The sequence below is a fragment of the Candidatus Neomicrothrix sp. genome, from assembly GCF_035329545.1.
GTDB classification, from domain to species: domain Bacteria; phylum Actinomycetota; class Acidimicrobiia; order Acidimicrobiales; family Microtrichaceae; genus Microthrix; species Microthrix subdominans.
The window spans coordinates 116,170-136,597 of sequence record NZ_DAOLGP010000001.1 but is presented as its reverse complement, the minus strand read 5'-3'; the positions used below and the strand labels follow the sequence as shown (position 1 = coordinate 136,597).

Sequence of the window (20,428 nt, the reverse complement as noted above, 5' to 3'; positions counted from 1 at the left end):
GTTCTAACGTAACGGTATCCACCTTCAATAGAGTCCTAGCTCACCACAATCTGTTCCGGCACTGGCCAAGCTACCCCACGCAAGCTTTCTCATACCTAAGATCTATAAACTGCCATGACCGTCCGTCCAGCCAACAAACAAAACCCAAAACAGTTGAGAGGAGACTCTCAGCTGCCCCATCCCCTAAACGCAATATTTGATCCTGAAAACTGACGTCCAGCTCTGCAAACGCTTCAACAAGCTCTCTTTGATTGCCCTGCTGCCTACGTGACAGTTTTCCCGCCCCATGAACAAGAGCATTGCGCACTTGGACCCAGGCCTTGAAAGCCTCGATGTTACCAAACTCGCTGACATCCACATCACACCACTCGCGCCAACCATCGTAGAGACCATCCCAGCTCGCACTAGCTCTGGCCTTTGCGTGAACCCAGCTGTCAGCGCCATTGACTGCAGGTGTCCCAGGGCGTTCTACCGACTCAAACAATCTAACCTTTGCGAAATCTTCCGCCACACCAAGCACCATCGGCACTAGGAATGCCTGGATGTTGTGCACCTCGGGTGGGCCCATAGCGCTAGTCGAGATCCTCAATCCGGCCGGATTCGATCCAACTCGTCCAAGCAGTGCAGAACCGATATGTAGTCGGTGGACCACTTCCTCAGCCTGAGAGGACAGCAGCCCACGACGTAGTCTCAGTGTCCGGGCTGATGGCATCCTACACTTGCCTCCCCAGCGAAAAATCAAAACACTGAAGCTCGTCGAAATTATACTTCAGAATCTGATCCAAAACGTAGCCCTCACCTCGGAGCGCACGCATTCTCCTGTCGTTATCTTTCTTCGCAAGAAAGGCTACGGACGCTGCTATCTCCGGCTGCGATGCAACATCGACTTTGTCAAACATCGCTGCCACATCTGCGATGTCGATGATTCGATGTTGCGCCGCAGCCACAGCCCCTAAGGATGCCACAGACGACGTTCCAGCGTTCAATGCCCTAAGGACGAAAGACCTAGTAGCCCCGCCGATGTTCTCAACACTGGCGACCGCCTTCAACAACCACATAGTCTGCCACGAGCCGTAACCACTATTAGAAGATCCCACAAGTCGCTCCACAGCCGCTGCGCCAATGGGGTTATTCTCTTTACCGGCAGCACTGACGAAGGATGAAATCGGCTCGGACAACTGCGGCTCACTGTGCCAGAGCTCCACCAAAATGTTGATATCAGCGTACTCCCCTGGCAAGACGGCGAGGACCGCCAAAGCCCTACGCACTAAATCTAGTTGGAGACGGGATGCGAGCCGATCATCTGCTCCAATGGCACGATGCTGAGACCAGTTAGCCAAAGCAGCGCGCGCCGCCTTGGCCATTGCGGGCCATTCCCCAGGATCAACGAAAATCATACCGTCAAGGGAACGGTAAATCGAGTCCCCGATCAATGGGCTAACATCCTTCCGACCTGCAAGCTTTGCCCACTCCTCATCAGGCCTAGCAATCCAGTTCTTATAAAACGCTGAACCGAAGATGAACGTTTTATTATCATTGAGCGAGAGCCCAAGCCGGGCAAGCTCGATAGTGATTTCTTCCAGTGCATCCAATGACTCACGGTAAGATGAGCAGACGAATCGAAAATCGTCATTGAACCGTACGACGTCATAACCCTTTCTAAGGAGACGCCTTTCTGCTACGCTCACGACGAGCTCAGATATAAAGTCGGACACTTCAGAAAACTGAGGGAGGCCGACCGATCCCCTCATCATTCCTTGCAAGGCTTCGTTAAGTACCAACGCCACTTCCAACTGACCTGTCAATCCAACTATCTGATCGACCACGTCAGCGTGTCGCACACCCTGATAAAAATTGTGCACGTCACAAGACACAACATACTTTCCACCGGTGGAGTTTGCGGGATACTCTCTGAATTGACTTAGAGCGATCCAAGACCGATCTAAGGCCGGTAGCCCGGGCCCTGAAATTAGGGTGGAAAGGGCTCGGAAGCCTAACCGAGCCAAGAAGTCAAGGCGGCTGAGAGGTCGGAAGTGGGTGTCGGACTTGTTGGCCATCACCACCTCCCTGCCTCGACCTCCCAACCCCTTTATCAGATGTTTGCGTAAGTGAGGTGCCGCCCCGTCCGGGTCCCACCTCAAAGCATGCTCCAATGTGGCTTGCGGAAACCCTTCAAGCGGTTGACGCAATTCATGACGCAAGACGTTGTCGAAGTCGCACAAATTCATCAGTTCTTTAGGGAACATCAAGTGACACCTCCTTTGAGGGTTGGTTGGCCAATTTGAATCGGCGCGACTTCAGGCACACATACCACCTCCTGCGTGGACAGCAGTGAGGCACCGCACCGCTTGAACCATCTGTTCTTCGCGAAAGGCCCGCCGGAATGGCGGGGCGTAGTGGCCTAGCCAGTCGACTGACGCGGGGTCGGCGTCGTACTGCTCGTAGAGCTTCCAGAGGTTGGTCCACTCCTTGGGGAGGTCGCCCGCCTTGGCCTGGTCTTGGAGTTGGCTCTGGCGGAATCCGGCGCTCTGGTGGTACCCACAGATCTTCCGACCCTCGGCGTCGAAAACCATCTTGTGTTCGTACTTCCGGAGCACGGCGAACTGAGTGCGATACATGGCGCAGAGCTGATCGGCGGACAATCCGAGCATGAGTGCCGCCAGCGCGTCGATCTCAACGAGCGCCTGCCAGCGGTCCTGGTCCCGTCGGAGTGGCATGTCCATGGTCCACTTCGGACCGATGTCTCCGAGTTCCACTCGAGTGAGCGATGAGTCCAACCACTCGTCTTGCTGCCAAGCGGGATCGAAGAGTTCCTCCCACAGCGCGGCGTAGTCGGCCGTCAGGCAGTTCAGCCGAAGGGTGCGGAGCAGCAGCGCCCGCGACCCGGCCGCCTCAGTTGGGAAGGGAAAGCGTTGGAGGTAGGTATCGAAGAGGTTGACGGTGCCAGAGATCTTGGCGAGGTAGTCAAGTGGAAGCGCCGAGCACAGCCCTGCCCACGCGACGACCTCGCTGTTGGTCAGGAAGACAGTCGATTGCACGCCGTTGATGTGGAGCGGTCCCGGAAGGGAAATGGCAGCGTGAAGAGAGCGTTCGAGACCTGGCTGAGTCATCAATCGGTGAATGACTCGCCACATCGAGGTGACTGGGACGCCATCCCACGAAGGCTGTTCACCCTCGTAAGTGGCCAGATCGCAGTCCCGTTGGTAGTTCGTTCGCGGAGTGACCCGTTCGGGCAACGCCTCCAGATCCCACTCGCTGTAGTCCTGATTGTGCTTACAGTTCTCGTTGGGCTGCTTGTTGAAGGGGTTCGCCACAGAGAAGTGCGGTCCTTGCAGGATGACCTCGTCCCAGGAACCCGGCACTGCGCTGTCCCAACGAATGATGCCGTCCGTCTTGGCACTCTTCTCGTGCCATCCAGTCGTCCAGCGGTAGTCGTGGTCAGCGAGCCGCTTTGGCTGGTTGGACAACACCGTCAGCGCTTCGAGGTCAGCATCGGTCACCGGCCGGAGCAGCCGCGCCTCCGCCGGTGGCGTGCCTGGCTCATCGAACAGTTGCGCCCAGCTCGTGAGCACCTGCACATCGATCGTGACGATCCGCGAGCTATGAGGTCGGAGGTCCCATCCTCCACCAGCGTGCTGAATGCCTGGAGATTCGCCGTTGCTGTCATGACCGAGAGACCGGTCAAGCGTGTCAGGGTGGAACAAGTACGAAGCTTGCGCGAACCGGATCGCTTCAGAGGCTCCGTAGACATGGATCCCGAACACGGTCTTGTGGTTGATGTCCTCAAACAAGAAGACCTCGTTGATGAACTGCCAATGCCGGCGGAGTCGCTCAAAGGTGGCGCGTCGAAGCTGGCCAGCGTTGGGATCGACAAAGTGGCTCTCTGGGTGGATGAGACCTGTGATTCCTTCGTCCGCAGAATTGCGCCAAGCAGTATCCATGAAGGTCATGTAGAGGTTGGTATGCACCCCGGCCAATTCGGCCCGTACGACTGGAGAGCCCAGAATCTCCCCGACCCCTTCGGAGGATGCCACCTCCAACAGATACCGAGCCTGTGCCCCTGTAGCGGCAAGGTTCTGCGACCTACGTCGACGCTGTTCGGCCGACGATGACCGGTCAGTGATTCCCCACCATGGATCGATTTCGGCCAGAACAAGATCCTCGTACCATCGCGGCCGCACCCAAGGCGGATTACCGACTTGGAGGTCGAAGCCTCCGCCCTGCTGAAAGACGGGAGCGAACTCCAGGTCCCAGTGCCAGGCACCCTCACGGCGGGCGGCGCCGACGGCCACATCCAGCCATGGGTGCTGCTGCTTCAGTTCGGCGACGGAGGTTTGGTTGCGCTTCTCGGACTCCTCGGCATCGAGCAGTTGGGCCAGGTCATCGAAGAGGTCGAGTTGGCCTTCTAGTCCGTGTCGCTCGTCGGGACGGATCAGCTCCTCGGCTATTTGGAGCCACTGCTCCCAATTCGGTGGGCTCTGGCCGGTGTCGAGGGGCCAGAACCACAATCCAACCCAGGCGTCCATCAGCGTCCGCAATCGGCCCAGCGGTGAGTCGGGATCGGTGAGGGCCTTCTCCGCTTGAGCACGACTGGTGCCGGGCTCGCGTTCGGCGATGGTGGCGCCGTAGACATCAATCGGTCGCCTCAGCCCCTGCTGGGTGAGGCGGATGCGCTCGGTTGCTTGGGCCCACATGGCCTCTACCCCGGCGGCCAGCGCTTCAAGTCGTTTGGCGTGCGCTGGTTGGGGAGCCTTCAAGATGGTGGCGCGCCAGGTTTTGAGGCGCTTGGCTTCGTCTTCCCGCAGCTCCTTGGCCTCCTTGCGGTCGGCCACCGCCGCCCAGCCGTGGCCGGGCAGCAGAAAGTGATGGATGTGGCTGTCGGCGAGCGGCTCGGACAGCTTGCGATCCACCGGGGGCTGCACGTGCCCCTTGCGGGTCTCGGCCCACGGGCGGTGCTTCAGCTGGTCGGCGTTCCAGGTGGCCCGGCGACATCCGATGAGGCTGTTGCCCTGGCGCAGTTGCAGGCCGAACCACGGGGCCTTCAACCCGGGGTGCATGGCGTTGAGCCACAGGCTGACCTCGGCCAGCTCGACCGCTGTGGCGTTGAGATCCACCCCGTAGCTCTGGTGCAGGGCGAAGTGCGCCTTCACCCGCTGGAGTTCGCGGAGGTAGGCGTCGGGATCGAGGGACTCCCCCAGCTCGGCCTGGCGGCGCTTCAGGTACTCGGCTGCCAGCTGGTTGATCGCCTCGTTGAGGAACGCCCCGGAGCCCAGGGCCGGCTCGCAGATGGTGAGGTCGAGCAGCTCGGTGGCCTCGGTGATCTGGGCGCTGCCGCCCTCGGGGGCGTAGTCGTCGGTGCCCAACAGCTCGGCCAGGGCGTGCTTGACCACACAGCGGGTGAGCACCTCGGGCGTGTAGTAGCTGGCGGAACGCTGCCGGTCGCGCCCCGACAGGCGGAACACGAAGCTGCCCTTGGCGTGACGCACCCGCACGGGACGGCCGGTGTTGGGGTCCTCGGTGGTGACGAACACGTTGTCGGGGTAGCCGTCGGCGTCGTCGACGGGCAGCATCCACGTGCCACCCTCGGGGTCGCCGCCCTTGGCCACCTCGAACAGGTCACCGGTGGCGAGGAACCCGCTATAGGCCATCAACCCCTCGTACACCGCACCCAGCTGGTTGATGCCCAGCTGGGCATAGGAGATGAACCCGGCCGAGTCGCTCTTGCGTTTGCCGGTGGACAGCATCAGCTTGCGCAGCACCTGCTGGAGGGCCTCGTTGCGCAGGGTGACACCGTCGAGCAGCTCGGTTGATTTGGTGTCGAAGAGCTGGGCGTCCAACCCGGGGAACTGCAGGTAAAGCTCCTCGGAACGGTCGGCAACGTTGGCGTCGTCGACGAACATCTGCTGCTCGGCGTGTTCTTGGTGGTAGCCCTCGTTGACCAGCTCGAACAGGGCGGTGAGCGACTGGTTGAGGTGGCTGCCCGCTCTGGCGTGTCCGGTGTCGAGATCGACCAGGCACAACTCGCGCAGCCGGTCGAGGCTGTAGCCCTCCTGGTAGGCCTCGTCGTTCACGGGCACGATGCCCAGCTCCGGACGGGACTCCGCATAGAGCAACACCAACAACCGGTACAGGTAACGCAGGCACTGGGTGGTGAGCACCTTGGCGTCCACCCGGTTGGGGCCCTCATACACCGCCTTGTTGCTGGTGAGACGCTGGACGATGACCTCGTTGGCCAGGATCTCGATGCTCTCCCGGATACCGGACCGCAGCTCCTTGGACACCCCCACGGCGTGCTTGTGTGACTTCTCGACCAGATCGTCAAGCGCACTCTGGGCGCCGTCGCCATCGGCGCCGCCGGGGAGGAGCGCGTCGGCGGAGAACAATGCGGCGATCGTCTCCAGCTCGCCCCTGGCCTTGGTGTCGTTGCGCTCGAGGGCGGCGTCGAGGTCGACCGCCAGATACCGGCCCTCAGCCCACTTCGCCCGCTCGGCCAGGAGCGCGATGCGGCCCCCGAGCACTAGGACGAACCGTGGCGGCTCGTCTATGGCGAACAGTTCGCCGACTGCGTCGGCTGCTGTGGTGATCTGCTTCTTGTCGCCACGGCGCTGGCCCGGTTCGAGGAGGAGCCCGGCGGACTGCTGTTCCGCCTCTTCGCCGGCCGCTTGGGTCGACTCGTCGTCGAACAGGTCGTCGGCCGAATCAGCCAGGCCGGCGTCGAGCGCGACCAGCCACAGGCCCGTGCCGGTTTCGGCCTTGGCCGCCACCAGCAGGGTGAGGGTGTCGGTGGTGTTGCGGACCAGATCGAGAGTCTCGCGCTGTGGAGTGAACCCGAGCGCCTTCAGCACGACGTCGTTGAGACTGCGGATCGCCTCCGACGCCCGGTCGCCTGTGGCTTCGCTTGCCGTTGCCCGCGCTGCGAAGAACCCGCTCCCTGAGCCGCGCAGAGTGCTACGAGCCGACGGCTCGCTCTTGCCCTCCGCCTCATCCCACGCTTTACGCAGATCACCCAGGTCGCCCCCAATGACAGCGTCCAGATAGTGATTCGAGAAGAACTCACCCCGGTTGGTGATCGACGAAAACGTCACCGACTCACGCCCACCTGTGCCAAGACACACGGCGCCGCAGCGCCGTTGACGGCTGGGCTCCACTGGACGACCGGGGCGCGAACAAACACCATCCCATTGTGGCCCATCCTGTTCAGCGTCGCCCCACCGCCGCGTTCCCCCTATTCATCAGGCTTCTGGTCGGACTTGCGCGCTTCGAACTCTTACCGAACACCCGGCCCAGTTCTGTTCAACTCTCCACGCCGGCCTCGACGGCTCCCAAAGCCCGCTCCACTGGAAAACGCGCTACGACTATTCGGTGTCCCGGAGAACTCCTCGCGCTACGGATGCGGTCACCACCCGTTGCCTTGATGGAAGGGAGGTCATCCCGTCACGCCCGCAAGTCCAACTTGTCAACTGGCGGTGCCGCCGCTAGCCGATGATCACAGGGCTCGTAGCCGATAGCGACTGCTCGTTCGTACTGTCGCGATCGCCGTCCCCCTCCCAGGACGGTGGGTTACTCATCAGCAGGCGGCTGGTAGTAAGGCACCGAGGCATCACGTTCAATACCTCCCCTAATTCCCCCGTATTCGAATCCGAGGCGCACTGCGATTCGCTCGACTACCTCAGCGTCCTGGCTGAGCGGCAAATGAGGCACCGCTTTTCTCACTACTGCTTCATGGCACAACGCTGCCATGACCCGAGTGCCCAGCCCTTGCCCCTGGAGGTCAGGCTTGGTCACGACCATACAAGGCCATCCAAATCGTCCATTTTCGTCCTCTGTGAACTCGACGTGCGCAAAACCCACGTCCTCGCCGCGAAACGTGATCAAGTAGTTGACTCGCGAATCCGAGTCATAAAGTAGAGACTTGACCACCGCTTCTTGGTCGTACGAGGCCTTTCCCAACCGCTGCACCTCTGGTGCGCTCGCCAAGTGACGCACTATGCCCTCGTCGGCCGCAGCCCGAATGCGCCGGATCACGGACTGCAAGGGCTGGGTAATCGCAAGGCCGCTGGGGACCCGGTCATCCCACGCAGACGAGGTCAAACTGACAATCCGGCCTTTGACTTCGCACTTCACAGCCGGATCTCGCCCAAATCCGACCCTTGCCCAGCTCAGTTCTGGGTCAACCCCATGTATCGCCAGCCGTTGAAGTTGGCCGAGCTTCGCTAGTTCTCGCCCGGCGCTGTCAACGCTTGCCACATCTCGAGCACGGTTCACCAGATAGTTGAGGGACATCTCTTCCGCAATGGTTGCTGCGTCATCAACCTCGTCCCGAGAGCCGTCAGGAATGGCAGCCTTGAAAGCGCCGCTGGTCGATCCCAGGTGGTATTCGACCTCATCGTCCCGAAACGCGTCCGTTACGCACCAGAGACCTCGCCATAAGACCCCCGAGTGGAATCGCCATCTGCTCAACGGCTCCTCGGCGAAGATCCCAGTCAGGCCCTCCAAGCTCACTCTGAGCGCAGGACGGCGAGTACGTGATTCACTCCCTGGCACTTCGTCGTTCATAGTTCCCCCGAGGCTCTGACCCAGCCACCCGAATTCCTGCTGGGTTACTTTTTGACGACTTTTTGATGCTCTTATGCTGCACTTGGTGCTACCCTACCGGTAGACGAACAGCACATCAAGCACCACGAGAGGACACCATGGACACTCAGAGTCAACTTCAGGCGGTCGGCACAAAGTTGAGGGAGCCGGGCGAGGTCCGTCGCATCACGGTCAAGCTGACCCCCGATGCGTACGACTCCGTGCGCGAGACAGCCGATGCCCTTGAGCTGTCGCTCACTTCATTAATCAGGCAGTCAATCGCTATGTTCCGATTCTTCGCCGTAGAGCACAAGAACTCTCAGGTGTTCATCAAGGAGGATGGGGAGACCCGGGAAGTTATACTTTTCAATGCGCGATGACTCCTCCGAGCGCGACGGTCTACTCCTAGGAGTTGAAGACGTCGAGACCGATGTCATCACCAGCGATGACATCGGCGGGTCGGCAGCAGCGCGAATAGTTGACCAGCGACCGGTCAGGCAATGGCGCCTGGCCATCGCTCTGCTCACAGTGATCGCGCTCGAAGCGATTCTCCTGATCGTGGCTGTGATGCTCAAGCGTCTAGTCGCCCAAGACGCAGTTGCCCTCGCGGGGATCCTAATTACCCCCTTGGTAACTCTTTTAGGCGCAGCCTTTGCCTTCTACTACCGAGACGAGGAGTTGCGCTGACTCAGGGCCTACTATTTCCATTCTCGGGCCGGCCCACCTGCACGACCGGTAGACGGACCAGCTGGTTGCCTCCTATGAGAATCGATTGGACTCGTCGAACGGTTTTCGAACAGATGGCGTTGGTGCTACAGCACTCTCTGAGTCCCCGACTTGTCGGCACACGAGCGGAAGAGGCCAGCTTGATCTACCGGTAGCTCGGTCCCACCATGACGGCGAGCACTCGAATGAGCGGGTCGCCCTGGGTGTGCATCGACTCGATAAGCCGAGTGGTGTCGGAGCGGACGCCATCGATGCCCCGAACCCGTTGGGCGCGGCGGTGCTCCACCAGGTCCATCGCCAACTGCTCGGAGCGAACCTCCCAGGCACGTAGGCGCTCCTGCGGGGCGGCGAGCGTCTCGGCAAGCTCGGCTTCGTAGAGGTCGCGGCGAACCTGGAGTTCGTTACGTACCTGCTCGATCACGTCGCCCAACTGATCCTGGAGCACCTCGACGTCGATGGGTGTGCCGGGGTTGGCCATGTCGGCGTCGACGTTCGCCCGTTCGAGCACCTCGAACAGGTCGGCGATCACCGGCGTGCCGAGGTGCTCGGTGACGGCCATCCACTCCACAAGCTGCGGGTGACCACGCCCGTTGGAGTACATGCCCTGCACGCAGAACACGGGCTCGTCCACATCTGCGACGATGATCGGCGCCTCGTTACGACCCACCGTGGCCAGCACCTTGTCGACCAGCCAGTCGCCAAACGGATGCAGCGGTGCGAGGAAGCCCACGTCGGGCCAGCCCGAATCGGTGGACTCCCGGGCCTTGACCAGCTGCGCGTTGGCCAGGGTTTCGTTGCCGGTGAGCTTCAGCCGCTCGGCCACCCGCTGCTCGGCCAGGTAGGAGCGGGGCAGGGCCCTCATCCGGGCGATCAAGTCCTTGGGCGGCACCAACGACAGGAACGTCTCGTCGCCCGGATCCCGACGGAGACCCATGGTGGTATCGGCATCGTCGAAGGCCTGACGGAGCGCTTCGTCGACGAACGCCGAGTCGCTCTCGAACAGGCTGGGCGGCCGGTGCACGGGCACCGCCTGGGTGCCGGTGGCGCCCGACAGCACCGCCATCAGGTCGAAGTCATTCTGTGGTTCGGCCGGGATGGCCAGGTCGGGATCGACGCCGGCCTGCAGGCTGGCCATCACCGCCTCCTCCTCCAGTGCCTCGGTGTGCACGCCCAGCAGCGACGACGACTCGCCAAACGCCCGATGGGCCTCGTCCTCACGCTGAAGCAGCTTGGTGAAGATGCGCACGTCGCCGTGGAGGTGGGGGTGATCGGGATTGAGTAGCAGTGCCCGCACGTCGGGGGCGCGGTGCTGTCCGTAGCGGTCGATGCGGCCGTTGCGCTGCTCGATGGTGATGAGCGACCAGGGCAGATCGAAATGGATCAGGTGGTGGCACTGGCGGTGCAGGTTGACGCCCTCGGAGGCCATGTCGCCGGTGAGCAGCATTTTCACGCCCGACTCGGCCAAGCCGAACTCGGAGATGACGTCCATCTGCTTCACATCGGCCATGCCGCCGTGCAGCACCCGGACGTCTTTGTCCTTCAGCTTGAGTGCCTTGGGCACGGTGGCGGCCAGCCAGTCGAGCGTGGCGATGCGCTCGGAGAACACGACCACCCGGGTGTTGCTGCGGGGGCCGACTCCGATCTCTCGCAACTGCTCGATCAGCGCCGTCAGCTTGGAGGCACTGTGGTCGTCGATGGCGGCGTTCAGCTCGCCCAGGCGTTCGAGCGCCGCATCCTCCGCCTTGGTGTTCTCGGCGCCGCTCGCTTGGTCGACGGTCTCCCGCTTGGCGAGGGTGTTGCGGCGGGCGGTGATCGTCTCGCCCAGCGCCCGGTGCGACGACAGCGCCGCCTTGAAGAGCGTCCACGGAAACAGGGAGCGGCCCTTGCCCGACGTTGGGGCCATGCCCGACGTCGGGTGGATCCAGGTGTCGGCCAGCTCGGTGAACATGGCGTTCTCGGCGTCCGAGGCCTCGATGAGCAGCGGCTTGGGTTCGAGGCGGTCGGCCCAGTCGGCCCGCACTTCGGCGGCCACCTCGTCGTGGGCCTTGTGGCGCCGGACGTAGAGGTGGTCGATGTCGGCCGACTCGATGCTGGTCGGGTCGGCGATGGCGGTGGGATCGAGCAGGCGGATCAGCTCGGCGAAGCTCTCGGGGTCGCCGTTGTGCGGGGTGGCGCTGGTGAGCAGCAGCGCCTCGGTGCGGGGGGCCAGCACGCGGGCCAGCTGGTTGTTGAGTGTGCCCCGGTTGACCAGGTTGTGGCACTCGTCGATGACCACCGCATCCCAGTGGATGCCCTCGAGGTGGTGGCGGTAGCGGCCGGCGTTCTTCAGGGTGTCGATCGAGATGATCGCCCGGCGGTAGTAGCTGAACGGGTTGCGGTTGGCGGGGATCTCCCGGCGCACCCTGGCGATGCCGTCGGAGTCGAGGCGCACGAGCGGGATGGCGAAGCGGGTCCACAGCTCGTGCTGGAACTGCTCGAGGATGTGGCGGGGCGTGACCACCAGGATCTTGTCGCCCCGGCCCCGGCGGATCAGCTCGGCGAGGATCAGGCCCACCTCCAGCGTCTTGCCCAGGCCGACCGCATCGGCGATCAGCAGGCGGGGACGCAACCCGGCGATGGCCTTATGGGCGGCCCGGCGCTGAAAGTCGAGGCGGTCGAGCAGGTGCCGGTCGGCCAGGGCCAGGCCGGTCTGGTTGGCCGGCACCGGCGTCTTGCGCAGCACCGCCTCCAGGTACAGGCGCGATGCCCGGAACTGCGGAGAGTCGTCCGCCGTCAGCTTCGTCTCCTCCGGGCGGAGGGGCGTGATGTTGTCCAGCTTGGTGAGGAACGTCGCCTCGGTGTCGCGCACCAGCGTGGAGGTGCCCACACAGCGCACCCGCATGCCGTCAGCCGGGGTCTGGGCGATGGCCCGCACCAGCCACTCCTCATCGCGAACCACCACCTGGGCGCCGGGGGCGATCAACGACAGCGACTTGTCGGGGGTGGCGACGGGCATCGGCGGGGTTCCTCCGTGGGCGGTCGCTCAACAATGCCAGGCACGGCGCCGCTTTGCTCACCCCGGGCGATCCGCTGTGTCCACCAGTGACCGCTCAGAGGGGCAACTCAATCACCGGGGAGCCCTACCCGTGGACACACGTGATGCCATTGCTCAACCTGGTTGTGACCAGAACCAGCGCTTGCCGCCCACACGCTCTCAAGGTACCCTGACATGCGTGAGCCAACCATTTTGCCCAGTGCTCGCCGCCATCGAGTCTCTGACGATGACATCCTCCATGCCTTCCGGTATCCCTGGCGGATCATCCACTTCGACGACATGTCCATGATCATCGGTCCCGATCGGGCCGGCCGGCTTCTCGAAATCGGCGTGGCCCACGAACAGGTGGGGGACGCCGACGTCATTTTCCACGCGATGAAAGCCCAAGCAAAGTTTCTGAAGGAGCGCCATGCCTAGAACGTTGCAGGAGATCATCAGTCACGCCGACGAACTCGCGGACCGATTCGAGAACATCGACCCGTCCGACGGTGTGGAACAACCGGTCGCCGAGTACCTCCTGCAGCGGGCAGTGCGCGACCTGGCGGCGAGCGAACGCCAAGTCGTGGATGCAGTCCGCCGAGCCCGCGAGGACGGGGTGAGCTGGCGACAGATCGGGAGCCTCATCGGAACTTCAGGTCAGGCGGCACACGAGCGTTACGGACCCGCCATTGACCAAGGTGCAGCTGGCTCGGTTGCCTGAGCTCCCCACCTGCTCGGGCCAGCCAAACAAACGGCTGAGTGCGGAGCTCGTCTTTCTGAGCCGAGGTTTGCCACGAGCGCTACCGTTCGCATCACATCGACGAGGGGCGGCTTGATGCCGGCAACAACGACCTACGACCAGAGCGTGCTCGATCAAGCCACGCTGGTCCCGGAGGTGTACGGCAAGGTCGACTTCTCGATCGTTCCCGAGCGCCTCGACCACGACGCCACCATCGACGACGAACGCTTCGCGGGCATTCGCAAGCCGGTGGCCCGCGTGTTCGACCGGCCCGAGCTGCTGGAACGCATGCGCAACTACACGATGACCGGCGACCGGGTGGCCGACGCCTACGCCGCGCTCATCCCAACGCTCGGGTTGGGCACGTTGATCGGCCAGGTCGAGCAGGCCTGCGCCGAGGGAGTGGACGCCGTCGAGGACGCACCGCAGGAACTGCGCGACCTGATCGCGTCGATGGAGGCCACGCCGGACTGGCTCGACCTCGACCTGGTTCGCAAGGGTGCGGCGGAGGAGCGGGTGCCGATGGCCACGGCCACACCGTTCGCCATCCGAGGTGCGTTCCTCGCCACCTTCCTCAACAAGTACGCGGCCTTGCCCATGACGATGACCGGCGCCCTCTCGAACGAGGCGGCGGTCAAGCGGGTGTTCGAGACAGCCAGCTTCTTCACGGCCACGACGATGCCGGGTGCGCTCGATCGCCACGGCAAGGGGTTTCAGGCGGCGGCCAAGGTGCGGCTGATGCACTCGATGGTGCGCTTCCACCTGCTCCGCTCAGACCGCTGGGACGTTGCCACCTACGGCATCCCGATCCCTCAGGTCGACCAGATGCCGGCCGGGCTCATCGGCGTGTTCATGCTGTCGATGAAGGTGCTCGGAACGGGGCGCACCACCTTCACCGACGAGGAGCGGGCCACCGTGGAAGTGTCCCGCTACCGGTGCTTCCTGCTCGGGCTGCCGGCGGACCTACTTGGCGAGACGCCCCAGGAGATCGTCGACCTGCTGACCGCCCGCCACGTCTCGCTGCGGGAGGGCTACGACGACGAGACCTGCGGCAGCCTGGTGCGCGGCACGATGGCCGTCGACCTTTTCGACACGTCGACCATCGGCGGCAAGGTGCACGCCTGGCTCGAGGACGGCTTCTCCCGGTTCATACTCATCCGTCAGTTCATGGGCGGCGACACGGACCGCTCCGACGAGATGGGCATTGAGTTCGGGCTCGACAAGCAGATCGCGGCCGGTTTGGCGGCCCTGGTGGTGGGGAGCTCGATCGCCGGCTACCGCCTCGGCCTGCGCCTGCCGCTGGTGTCCGGCCACGTGGACGCCCACCTGAACAGCCGCCTGGCCAAGTTGCTCGACAGCTACGGCCACGCCGATTTCGTCACCGACGCCGCCGAGTGGGCATAGGCCTCCCCCTCCGACCGCTGCGCGAGTCCGTGCCGTCCAACACCCAACTCGCTCCCCTACCTGTCAACTATTGCGGCTGGATTCCACACTGCCGGTGAGGATCGCACAGCCGATAGCCGTGGTCAGACCTGGGTCGGACACGCACGGTATGCCGAAGTGGCCGTGAGCCCTAGGGTCCGGGGAACTCAGCGAACTCAGTAGGGCCAGCGGGGAAACAGGGTGCACTTGAACGGGAAGGTTGGGGGAAGTCCCGGGACGAGTTGCTCACCAGCGACACCCCACTGGCAGCCGACGTCCCAGACGAACTTCCCAATCTGCCAGGACCCCAATGCCGCTGGGCCATCGGCGATGGCGGTGTTCATGATGCTCTCGCCCCAATTGAGGAAAGCGCCCCCGATTGACTGCAGGAGCAGGCCGAACAGACTCGAGACCGGGTCGGCCTGGACGAGCGACGCCGGTGCTGATTGGGCAACGGCGACCTGATTGACGACCGTCGAGACGCCAGAACCTACCGTCACCATGTCGGCACCGGCCGAGGGGATGCCGAGCGTCAGAGCCAGCAAACCAACCACCATCATGACGGCGATATTTCGAACAACGCGTAGGTGAACCATGTCTGTCACCGCCCTGGCCGGCGAGATCGCCCGCCTCACAGTAAGCGTACGCCTGCCCTCTCAATTGTCCAGGGGTGCTCGCCACGCCCTTCCTCCGGTTCCACGGGCTTCCATTGACCAAGACGCCGAGCCTTCGGTTGCCTGACGCCATCTCGGCGGACCATCGGTTGGTAGCAGCGCCGCCCAGCGTGCTCCCGGCGGCGCTACTCGCTCTTCTGGGGATCCGCAACTGAGCCGCCTACCCGCCGCTGCGACAGAATGAGGAGATGGAGAATCTTGACGGTCGAGTAGCCGTGGTCACTGGAGCAGGCAGCGGGATAGGCCGGGCCATCAGCCTGGCCCTGGCCGAGCGGGGTTGTGCGATGGCCCTGGTGGACATCAACCAGAACGGACTGGACGAGACCGCCGCGCTCGTCAAGACCCACGCCACGACACATATCGCCGATGTCTCCGACCCGACCCGCATGTCCGAGCTGCCCGACGAAGTGGTGGCCGCCCACGGCTCCTGCAACATCCTGGTGAACAACGCCGGGGTGACGGCGGCGGGCCGCTTCGAGGCCGACGACCTGGACCTCGTCCGCTGGATCACCGACATCAACGTGTGGGGCGTGGTGCACGGCTGCCACTACTTCCTGCCGACACTGCGCAAGGCCGACGAAGCCCACATCGTCAACATGTCGTCGATGGTGGCCTTCGTTGGGCTACCCCAGAATGCCGCCTACGCCCTCTCGAAGGGAGCGGTGCGCTCGTTCACCGAGGCACTTCGGGGAGAACTGGCAGCATCGACGGTTGGGGTGACGGCGGTGTTCCCCGGCTCGATCCGCACCAACATCATGTCTGCCGCCCGAGGCGCCGAGAGCGAGCGCCTCTCCACCATGGCCTCGTCACGCTTGGCCCCGCTGATCCTGCGTCCACCGAGCACCGTGGCCAAGGGAGTGGTGCGGGGCATCGAGCACAACCGGGCCCGCGTGGTGGTCGGCCTCGACGCCCGACTGCTGGACATCACCGCACGCCTCGTGCCCGGCCGCACCGGCCTGATGGGGCGCGTCCTCGACAAACTGACCTGACCGGCGCCTCACCATCTAACCCGTGAAGGATGGAGCCAGGGGGACCGGGGTTGCGGCGGCGTTGAGCGAGGACGGCACGTCATCGCGGGACGATGGCGCAACATCGTCGGACGCTGAGGGCGGAATGTCTGACGGCGGGGGCGGCACCGTTGTCGTTGTCACCTGAGGAGGTGCGTCGGCAGCGAACGACAGCGGAACGATGGCGATGCGGTCGGGATCGAAGCTAAAACCCCACGAGACGATCATGACGCAGTCGCCGGCAGCGCCGGTGCAGTCGGCTTCGCTGCCATCAGGATCCCGCACCACCTCATGCACCATCACGTCGAGCGAGATGCTGTCCTGATCGTCGGGGACCTGTCGGAGGTCGTCCGCGAATGCGCACGTCTGCCCCGGTGGCTCCGACTTCGCACACTGGAAGATGAACGCCTGCTCGCGGTTGCTCAGGTTCTTGCCCTCCACACGAACGACCTGTCCGTCACGCAGGTTGGTGGACGGCTCGACCGTGGCGCTCACCGGGGGCCGAAGCGGTGCCGTCGGGTCAAACGAGATGGGCGCCTTGGTCGACTCGCCCGCGTCAGCCAAAAACCCGACTCCGATAAAGCAAGCTTCCGGACCGGCGCGACAGTCGATCTCGTCCCCACCCTGGCCGCTGGCGAGAACGCCCCAACCAAAGGTGAAGGCATCGACCTGGATGGTGTAGGTGAACCCCCCGACGTTGTCGGTTGCGAGGTCGAAGGCCACCGACCCGGAACAACCAGACTCGTCAACAGCACCGGCACGACACTGGAAGATCTCCAGTTCCGTGCCAGGGGGAAGACCCGTGCCCGTGACGGTCACCACCTGCCCATCGACCAGCCCGGTCGCCGGCGTGACGGTGATGGTGCCTCCAGGGCCGGCGGCACCAGCCTCGGCGGGTGCCAACAACATGGCCAGCATGACCAGCGGCAGTAGCGATCGGAATCTCGGTCTCATAGGTCGTCCCCCGAAAGAATTTTCAAAGCCCGTCTATAGTTCATTCTAAGCTCGGAAGGCCCGACCCGCTAGAGGCTCTGGTCTCGCCCAGAGGCGCGGCACATCGACGCCCGCCGTAATCTGCTCGATCTTGGAGGAGGCGACCGACTCGGCGCGGAGGAGGATGCCACGCAAGGGCGCCAGCGCTACGCCGTGGGTGGAATCGAGTTTGGTGATGGCCTGCATCGCCTGCTCCAACGCCGCCGACAACTCGGCATCGACGGCGAGGTCGACCCCGTGAAAGTGAGGAGGGAGAGAAACCGTGACCTCGCTGAACTCCCGATCGGCCCGGCTTCCATCGCGACCCTGTTGCACCCACGGAAACGTCTCGGCACCATGGGGGGCGAGCGTTGTGGTTCCGTTCACGATGACCTCCCCCTTCACTCGACCTATTCCCACTTAGGAGTGTAAGGGGGAATAAGGGGCTGCCTATTCCCGGTTATCAGGACACTCTCGAACTGATGAGGTATGACAAGCATGAGTACCTACCCGAGCGCACCCTCCGGCCGTGTCCATTCCGCCTCCGATGGACAGCGGCTGATCATCGAACGGAGCTTTCCAGCGCCGATCGGCGATGTTTGGGCCAGCCTCACCGAACCTGACCGCGTCGCCCATTGGTACGGCAGCATTGAGGGCGAGTTGCATCCGGGCAGCACCATCATGGTGACGATGAGCGCCGAGGACGGCGCTCCGGCCGAACCGATGCAGATCATCGAATGCGAGCCGCCCACGCGATTCCTGGTCGAGACCGCCGGCATGGGCGAGCCGTGGCGACTTGAGCTTGAACTCGCCGAATCCGACGGCATCACCACGATGACCTTTACCCACCGACTCCCCGACGACCTCAGCGCCGTGGACCTCGGGCCCGGTTGGGAGTTCTACGCCGATCGCCACCACGCAGCGTTCCACGGCAACGCCATGCCCGACTGGGACGCCGACCGCTACCAGGAACTCCTCGGCAACCACTACGCCTGAGCTCGGCCCGCCGCGGCCGAGCCGAGCTACTCGGCGGCCTCGGCGAGCGCCTCGGCCAGGGCCGGGTGCACCAGCAGGCTGTCGGCCAGGTCCGACACCCGCAGCCCGGCGGTGACCGCGACGGCCAGCACCGAGATCAGCTCGGCGGCGTGGCGGCCGACGATCGATCCACCCAGCACGACACCGGTCGCCGGATCCGAAATGATCTTGACGAAGCCCCGGGCATCGTTGTTGATCAGCGCCTTGGAGGTGGTGGCGAAGGGGACCTTGGTCACCCGCACCTTGCGCCCCTCGGCGAAAGCATCGGCCTCAGCCAGGCCCACGTCGGCGATCTCGGGTTCGGTGAAGATCGCCGAAGCGGCCTTGTCGTAATCGAGATGACGGTGCTCAACGATGTGCAGGCCCATCACGTGCTCGGCGATCTTCTTGCCCTGCATCGAGGCCACCGAGGCCAGCGGAAGCTTCCCCGACACGTCGCCGGCCAGATAGATGTTGGGGATGTTGGTACGGAGGTGGTGGTCGAGCTCCTTGGGCCACAGGCCGTCCATGGCCACCCCGGCCTCGACCAGGCCGACGTTCTCGGTGTTGGGGATCGACCCGATCGCCAGCAACGTGTGCGAGCCCGTCGCCGACCGCCCGTCGTCGCAGCGCACGGTGACCGACCCGTCGTCGCCTCGATCGATACCAACGGCCCGGGCGCCCTTCATGAGGTGAACGCCCCGGCCGAGGAAGTCCGTCTCCAACGCCGCCGCCACCTCGGGATCCTTCTGCGGCAGCACCTGCTGGCGGCTGACGATCAGGGTCACTTCGGAACCGAACGAGCTGAACATGTGGACGAACTCCACGCCGGTGACGCCCGAGCCGATCACAATCAGGTGCTCGGGCAGTTCCGGCGGCGGGTAAGCGTGGCGTGTGGTCAGCACCCGCACGCCGTCGGGCTCGGCCCAGTCCGGGATGCGCGGGCGGCTGCCGGTGGACACCAGAATGGCGTCGGCCTCGATCGTCTCCTCCGAACCGTCGGCCAGCGTGGCCACCACCGTGTGCGGGTCGACGAGGCGGCCGGTGCCCTCGATCACGTTGACATGCTGACTCTCGAGCAGCGTCCAGTTGGTTCTCACCAGCGAGCTGGTGATCGACTCAATGCGGTCGCGCACCGAATCAAGATGCACCACCGAGTCACCCACGCCAACGCCCATCGAGCCGGCCTCGGTCACCTGATTGAACGTGGCGCCGGTGGCGATCATCGCCTTGGATGGGATGCAGTCCCACAGCTGAGCGGCGCCGCCCAGCACGTCGCGCTCGATCACGGTCACCTCAGCTCCGAGGCGGGCCGAATAGGTCGCCGCGGCCACGCCGGCCGGGCCACCACCGATGATCACAAAACGCAAGGGCATGCCCGCAGGCTACCCATCGCGCCCGTTCGGGGCCGCCGAGCGCCTTCGGCCGAGAATCAGCCCTGAAGCGCAGCCAAAAGCTCGCGGAGCGGCTCGGTGTAGTGGCGGCTCTCGACGAAACCGTGATGGCGCCAGGCGAAGTTGTCGAGCACCGAGTTGGCCGGGCGGGGCGCCGGGCGGGGCGGGTCGAGATCGGTGGTCATGATCGGGCTGATGCGCTCCGGGTCGAACCCGGCCAGGTCGAACACGGTGCGGGCGAACTGGTACCAGCTGACCGCACCCTGGTTGGTGCAGTGGAACGTGCCCGGCACTCGCTCGCGGCCCAGCTTGATCGCCATGCCGGCCAGGTCGGACGTGAAGGTGGGGTGGCCAAGCTGATCGTCGACGAAGCTCAGCGGCTTGGTCCCCTCCCCCAGCGACAGCAGCGTCTTCACCATGTTGTGGCCGTGCTCGCCGCACACCCACGACGTGCGCACCACGCTCCAGTTGGCGTCGATCTCCAGCTCGCCACCCAGCTTGGAGCGGCCGTAAACCGACTGGGGGTTGGGTCGATCCCACTCGAGGTAGGGGCCGGCCTTGGTGCCGTCGAAGACGTAGTCGGTCGAGATGTAGACGACGTGGGCGCCCACCCGACGGGCCCCGTCGGCAAGAAACCGGGTGGCCAAGGCGTTGGCCCGCCATGCCGTCTCGGGCTCGGCCTCGCACCGGTCGACAGCTGTGAACGCCGCACAGTGGAGGATCACATCGGGCGAGAACTGGGTGACCATCCCGAGCGAGGTGTCCCGGTCGGTCAGGTCGAACTCGGGCAGATCGACCGCCAACACCTCGTCGCGGTCGGACAGCCGCAGAGCGATATCGGTTCCAAGCTGTCCACGGGCACCGGTAAGCAGAATGCGCATCTGGCCATCCTT

At 64.0% G+C, this 20,428-nt stretch carries 17 protein-coding genes; 7 read left to right on the top strand and 10 right to left on the bottom strand.

The window, feature by feature from the left end; all coding sequences use genetic code 11:
• Window positions 1-70: 70 nt before the first annotated feature.
• The 4 genes from PKD89_RS00640 to PKD89_RS00625 form a co-directional block, all read right to left on the bottom strand.
• A complete protein-coding gene (locus tag PKD89_RS00640; protein WP_287389607.1) occupies window positions 71-568 on the bottom strand; it encodes a hypothetical protein in 498 nt (165 codons plus the stop codon).
• Between the two features lie 145 nt (window positions 569-713).
• On the bottom strand, window positions 714-2,057 hold the full coding sequence (locus PKD89_RS00635; RefSeq protein WP_287390634.1) for an RNA-directed DNA polymerase: 1,344 nt from the start codon (window positions 2,055-2,057) through the stop codon (window positions 714-716).
• 240 nt (window positions 2,058-2,297) lie between these two features.
• A complete protein-coding gene (locus PKD89_RS00630; RefSeq protein WP_287389609.1) occupies window positions 2,298-7,085 on the bottom strand; it encodes an Eco57I restriction-modification methylase domain-containing protein in 4,788 nt (1,595 codons plus the stop codon).
• Window positions 7,086-7,560: 475 nt separating this feature from the next.
• On the bottom strand, window positions 7,561-8,556 hold the full coding sequence (locus tag PKD89_RS00625; RefSeq protein ID WP_287389610.1) for a GNAT family N-acetyltransferase: 996 nt from the start codon (window positions 8,554-8,556) through the stop codon (window positions 7,561-7,563).
• A 137-nt stretch (window positions 8,557-8,693) separates the two neighbouring features.
• On the opposite strand from PKD89_RS00625, the gene PKD89_RS00620 reads away from it, so the two are divergent.
• Both PKD89_RS00620 and PKD89_RS00615 read left to right on the top strand, forming a co-directional pair.
• On the top strand, window positions 8,694-8,954 hold the full coding sequence (locus PKD89_RS00620) for a hypothetical protein (RefSeq protein ID WP_287389612.1): 261 nt from the start codon (window positions 8,694-8,696) through the stop codon (window positions 8,952-8,954).
• A complete protein-coding gene (locus PKD89_RS00615) occupies window positions 8,944-9,261 on the top strand; it encodes a hypothetical protein (RefSeq protein WP_287389614.1) in 318 nt (105 codons plus the stop codon). Before PKD89_RS00620 ends, PKD89_RS00615 begins: the two co-directional genes overlap by 11 nt.
• Before the next feature lie 184 nt (window positions 9,262-9,445).
• On the opposite strand, the gene PKD89_RS00610 is transcribed toward PKD89_RS00615, so the two are convergent.
• Window positions 9,446-12,295 carry a DEAD/DEAH box helicase gene (locus PKD89_RS00610; protein WP_287389616.1) on the bottom strand — a complete coding sequence of 950 codons (2,850 nt, stop codon included), beginning with the start codon at window positions 12,293-12,295 and terminating at the stop codon, window positions 9,446-9,448.
• A 213-nt stretch (window positions 12,296-12,508) separates the two neighbouring features.
• Between PKD89_RS00610 and PKD89_RS00605 the strand changes: the two genes are divergently transcribed.
• The 3 genes from PKD89_RS00605 to PKD89_RS00595 all read left to right on the top strand — a co-directional run bounded on the left by PKD89_RS00605 (window position 12,509) and on the right by PKD89_RS00595 (window position 14,456).
• Window positions 12,509-12,751 carry a hypothetical protein gene (locus PKD89_RS00605; RefSeq protein WP_287389618.1) on the top strand — a complete coding sequence of 81 codons (243 nt, stop codon included), beginning with the start codon at window positions 12,509-12,511 and terminating at the stop codon, window positions 12,749-12,751.
• Window positions 12,744-13,034, top strand: coding sequence for a hypothetical protein (locus PKD89_RS00600; protein ID WP_287389619.1), 291 nt, complete (start codon window positions 12,744-12,746; stop codon window positions 13,032-13,034). The genes PKD89_RS00605 and PKD89_RS00600 overlap by 8 nt, the downstream gene beginning before the upstream one ends.
• Window positions 13,035-13,148: 114 nt before the next feature.
• Complete coding sequence (locus tag PKD89_RS00595) at window positions 13,149-14,456, top strand: oxygenase MpaB family protein (protein WP_287389620.1); 1,308 nt, start codon at window positions 13,149-13,151, stop codon at window positions 14,454-14,456.
• 194 nt (window positions 14,457-14,650) lie between these two features.
• Here PKD89_RS00595 and PKD89_RS00590 read toward each other — a convergent pair whose 3' ends face one another.
• Window positions 14,651-15,109, bottom strand: coding sequence for a hypothetical protein (locus tag PKD89_RS00590; protein ID WP_289010901.1), 459 nt, complete (start codon window positions 15,107-15,109; stop codon window positions 14,651-14,653).
• A gap of 227 nt (window positions 15,110-15,336) precedes the next feature.
• Between PKD89_RS00590 and PKD89_RS00585 the strand changes: the two genes are divergently transcribed.
• Complete coding sequence (locus PKD89_RS00585) at window positions 15,337-16,137, top strand: SDR family NAD(P)-dependent oxidoreductase (RefSeq protein ID WP_287389622.1); 801 nt, start codon at window positions 15,337-15,339, stop codon at window positions 16,135-16,137.
• Window positions 16,138-16,152: 15 nt separating this feature from the next.
• On the opposite strand, the gene PKD89_RS00580 is transcribed toward PKD89_RS00585, so the two are convergent.
• Both PKD89_RS00580 and PKD89_RS00575 read right to left on the bottom strand, forming a co-directional pair.
• Window positions 16,153-17,109 (bottom strand): neocarzinostatin apoprotein domain-containing protein, encoded by a 957-nt coding sequence (locus PKD89_RS00580; protein ID WP_287389624.1) that lies wholly within the window; start codon window positions 17,107-17,109, stop codon window positions 16,153-16,155.
• 45 nt (window positions 17,110-17,154) lie between these two features.
• The gene (locus PKD89_RS00575; RefSeq protein WP_287389625.1) at window positions 17,155-17,514 is read right to left on the bottom strand and encodes a hypothetical protein; all 360 of its coding nucleotides are present in this window, start codon (window positions 17,512-17,514) and stop codon (window positions 17,155-17,157) included.
• A 111-nt stretch (window positions 17,515-17,625) separates the two neighbouring features.
• On the opposite strand from PKD89_RS00575, the gene PKD89_RS00570 reads away from it, so the two are divergent.
• Window positions 17,626-18,123: an SRPBCC family protein gene (locus PKD89_RS00570; RefSeq protein ID WP_289010903.1), complete on the top strand. Its 498-nt coding sequence runs from the start codon at window positions 17,626-17,628 to the stop codon at window positions 18,121-18,123.
• Between the two features lie 26 nt (window positions 18,124-18,149).
• Here the strand turns inward: PKD89_RS00570 and PKD89_RS00565 are convergent, their stop codons facing one another.
• The gene (locus PKD89_RS00565; protein WP_289010904.1) at window positions 18,150-19,517 is read right to left on the bottom strand and encodes a dihydrolipoyl dehydrogenase family protein; all 1,368 of its coding nucleotides are present in this window, start codon (window positions 19,515-19,517) and stop codon (window positions 18,150-18,152) included.
• A 56-nt stretch (window positions 19,518-19,573) separates the two neighbouring features.
• On the bottom strand, window positions 19,574-20,416 hold the full coding sequence (rfbD, locus tag PKD89_RS00560) for a dTDP-4-dehydrorhamnose reductase (RefSeq protein WP_287389628.1): 843 nt from the start codon (window positions 20,414-20,416) through the stop codon (window positions 19,574-19,576).
• Between the last annotated feature and the right edge of the window lie 12 nt (window positions 20,417-20,428).

What these genes read in the sequence shown, in the direction of transcription:
- rfbD (WP_287389628.1), bottom strand. Translation starts at nt 20,416, where the DNA reads ATGCGCATTCTGCTTACCGGTGCCCGTGGACAGCTTGGAACCGATATC.
- PKD89_RS00570 (WP_289010903.1), top strand. Translation starts at nt 17,626, where the DNA reads ATGAGTACCTACCCGAGCGCACCCTCCGGCCGTGTCCATTCCGCCTCC.
- PKD89_RS00620 (WP_287389612.1), top strand. Translation starts at nt 8,694, where the DNA reads ATGGACACTCAGAGTCAACTTCAGGCGGTCGGCACAAAGTTGAGGGAG.
- PKD89_RS00595 (WP_287389620.1), top strand. Translation starts at nt 13,149, where the DNA reads ATGCCGGCAACAACGACCTACGACCAGAGCGTGCTCGATCAAGCCACG.
- PKD89_RS00615 (WP_287389614.1), top strand. Translation starts at nt 8,944, where the DNA reads ATGCGCGATGACTCCTCCGAGCGCGACGGTCTACTCCTAGGAGTTGAA.
- PKD89_RS00565 (WP_289010904.1), bottom strand. Translation starts at nt 19,517, where the DNA reads ATGCCCTTGCGTTTTGTGATCATCGGTGGTGGCCCGGCCGGCGTGGCC.
- PKD89_RS00585 (WP_287389622.1), top strand. Translation starts at nt 15,337, where the DNA reads ATGGAGAATCTTGACGGTCGAGTAGCCGTGGTCACTGGAGCAGGCAGC.
- PKD89_RS00580 (WP_287389624.1), bottom strand. Translation starts at nt 17,109, where the DNA reads ATGAGACCGAGATTCCGATCGCTACTGCCGCTGGTCATGCTGGCCATG.
- PKD89_RS00605 (WP_287389618.1), top strand. Translation starts at nt 12,509, where the DNA reads ATGCGTGAGCCAACCATTTTGCCCAGTGCTCGCCGCCATCGAGTCTCT.
- PKD89_RS00640 (WP_287389607.1), bottom strand. Translation starts at nt 568, where the DNA reads ATGGGCCCACCCGAGGTGCACAACATCCAGGCATTCCTAGTGCCGATG.
- PKD89_RS00625 (WP_287389610.1), bottom strand. Translation starts at nt 8,556, where the DNA reads ATGAACGACGAAGTGCCAGGGAGTGAATCACGTACTCGCCGTCCTGCG.
- PKD89_RS00610 (WP_287389616.1), bottom strand. Translation starts at nt 12,295, where the DNA reads ATGCCCGTCGCCACCCCCGACAAGTCGCTGTCGTTGATCGCCCCCGGC.
- PKD89_RS00600 (WP_287389619.1), top strand. Translation starts at nt 12,744, where the DNA reads ATGCCTAGAACGTTGCAGGAGATCATCAGTCACGCCGACGAACTCGCG.
- PKD89_RS00635 (WP_287390634.1), bottom strand. Translation starts at nt 2,057, where the DNA reads ATGGCCAACAAGTCCGACACCCACTTCCGACCTCTCAGCCGCCTTGAC.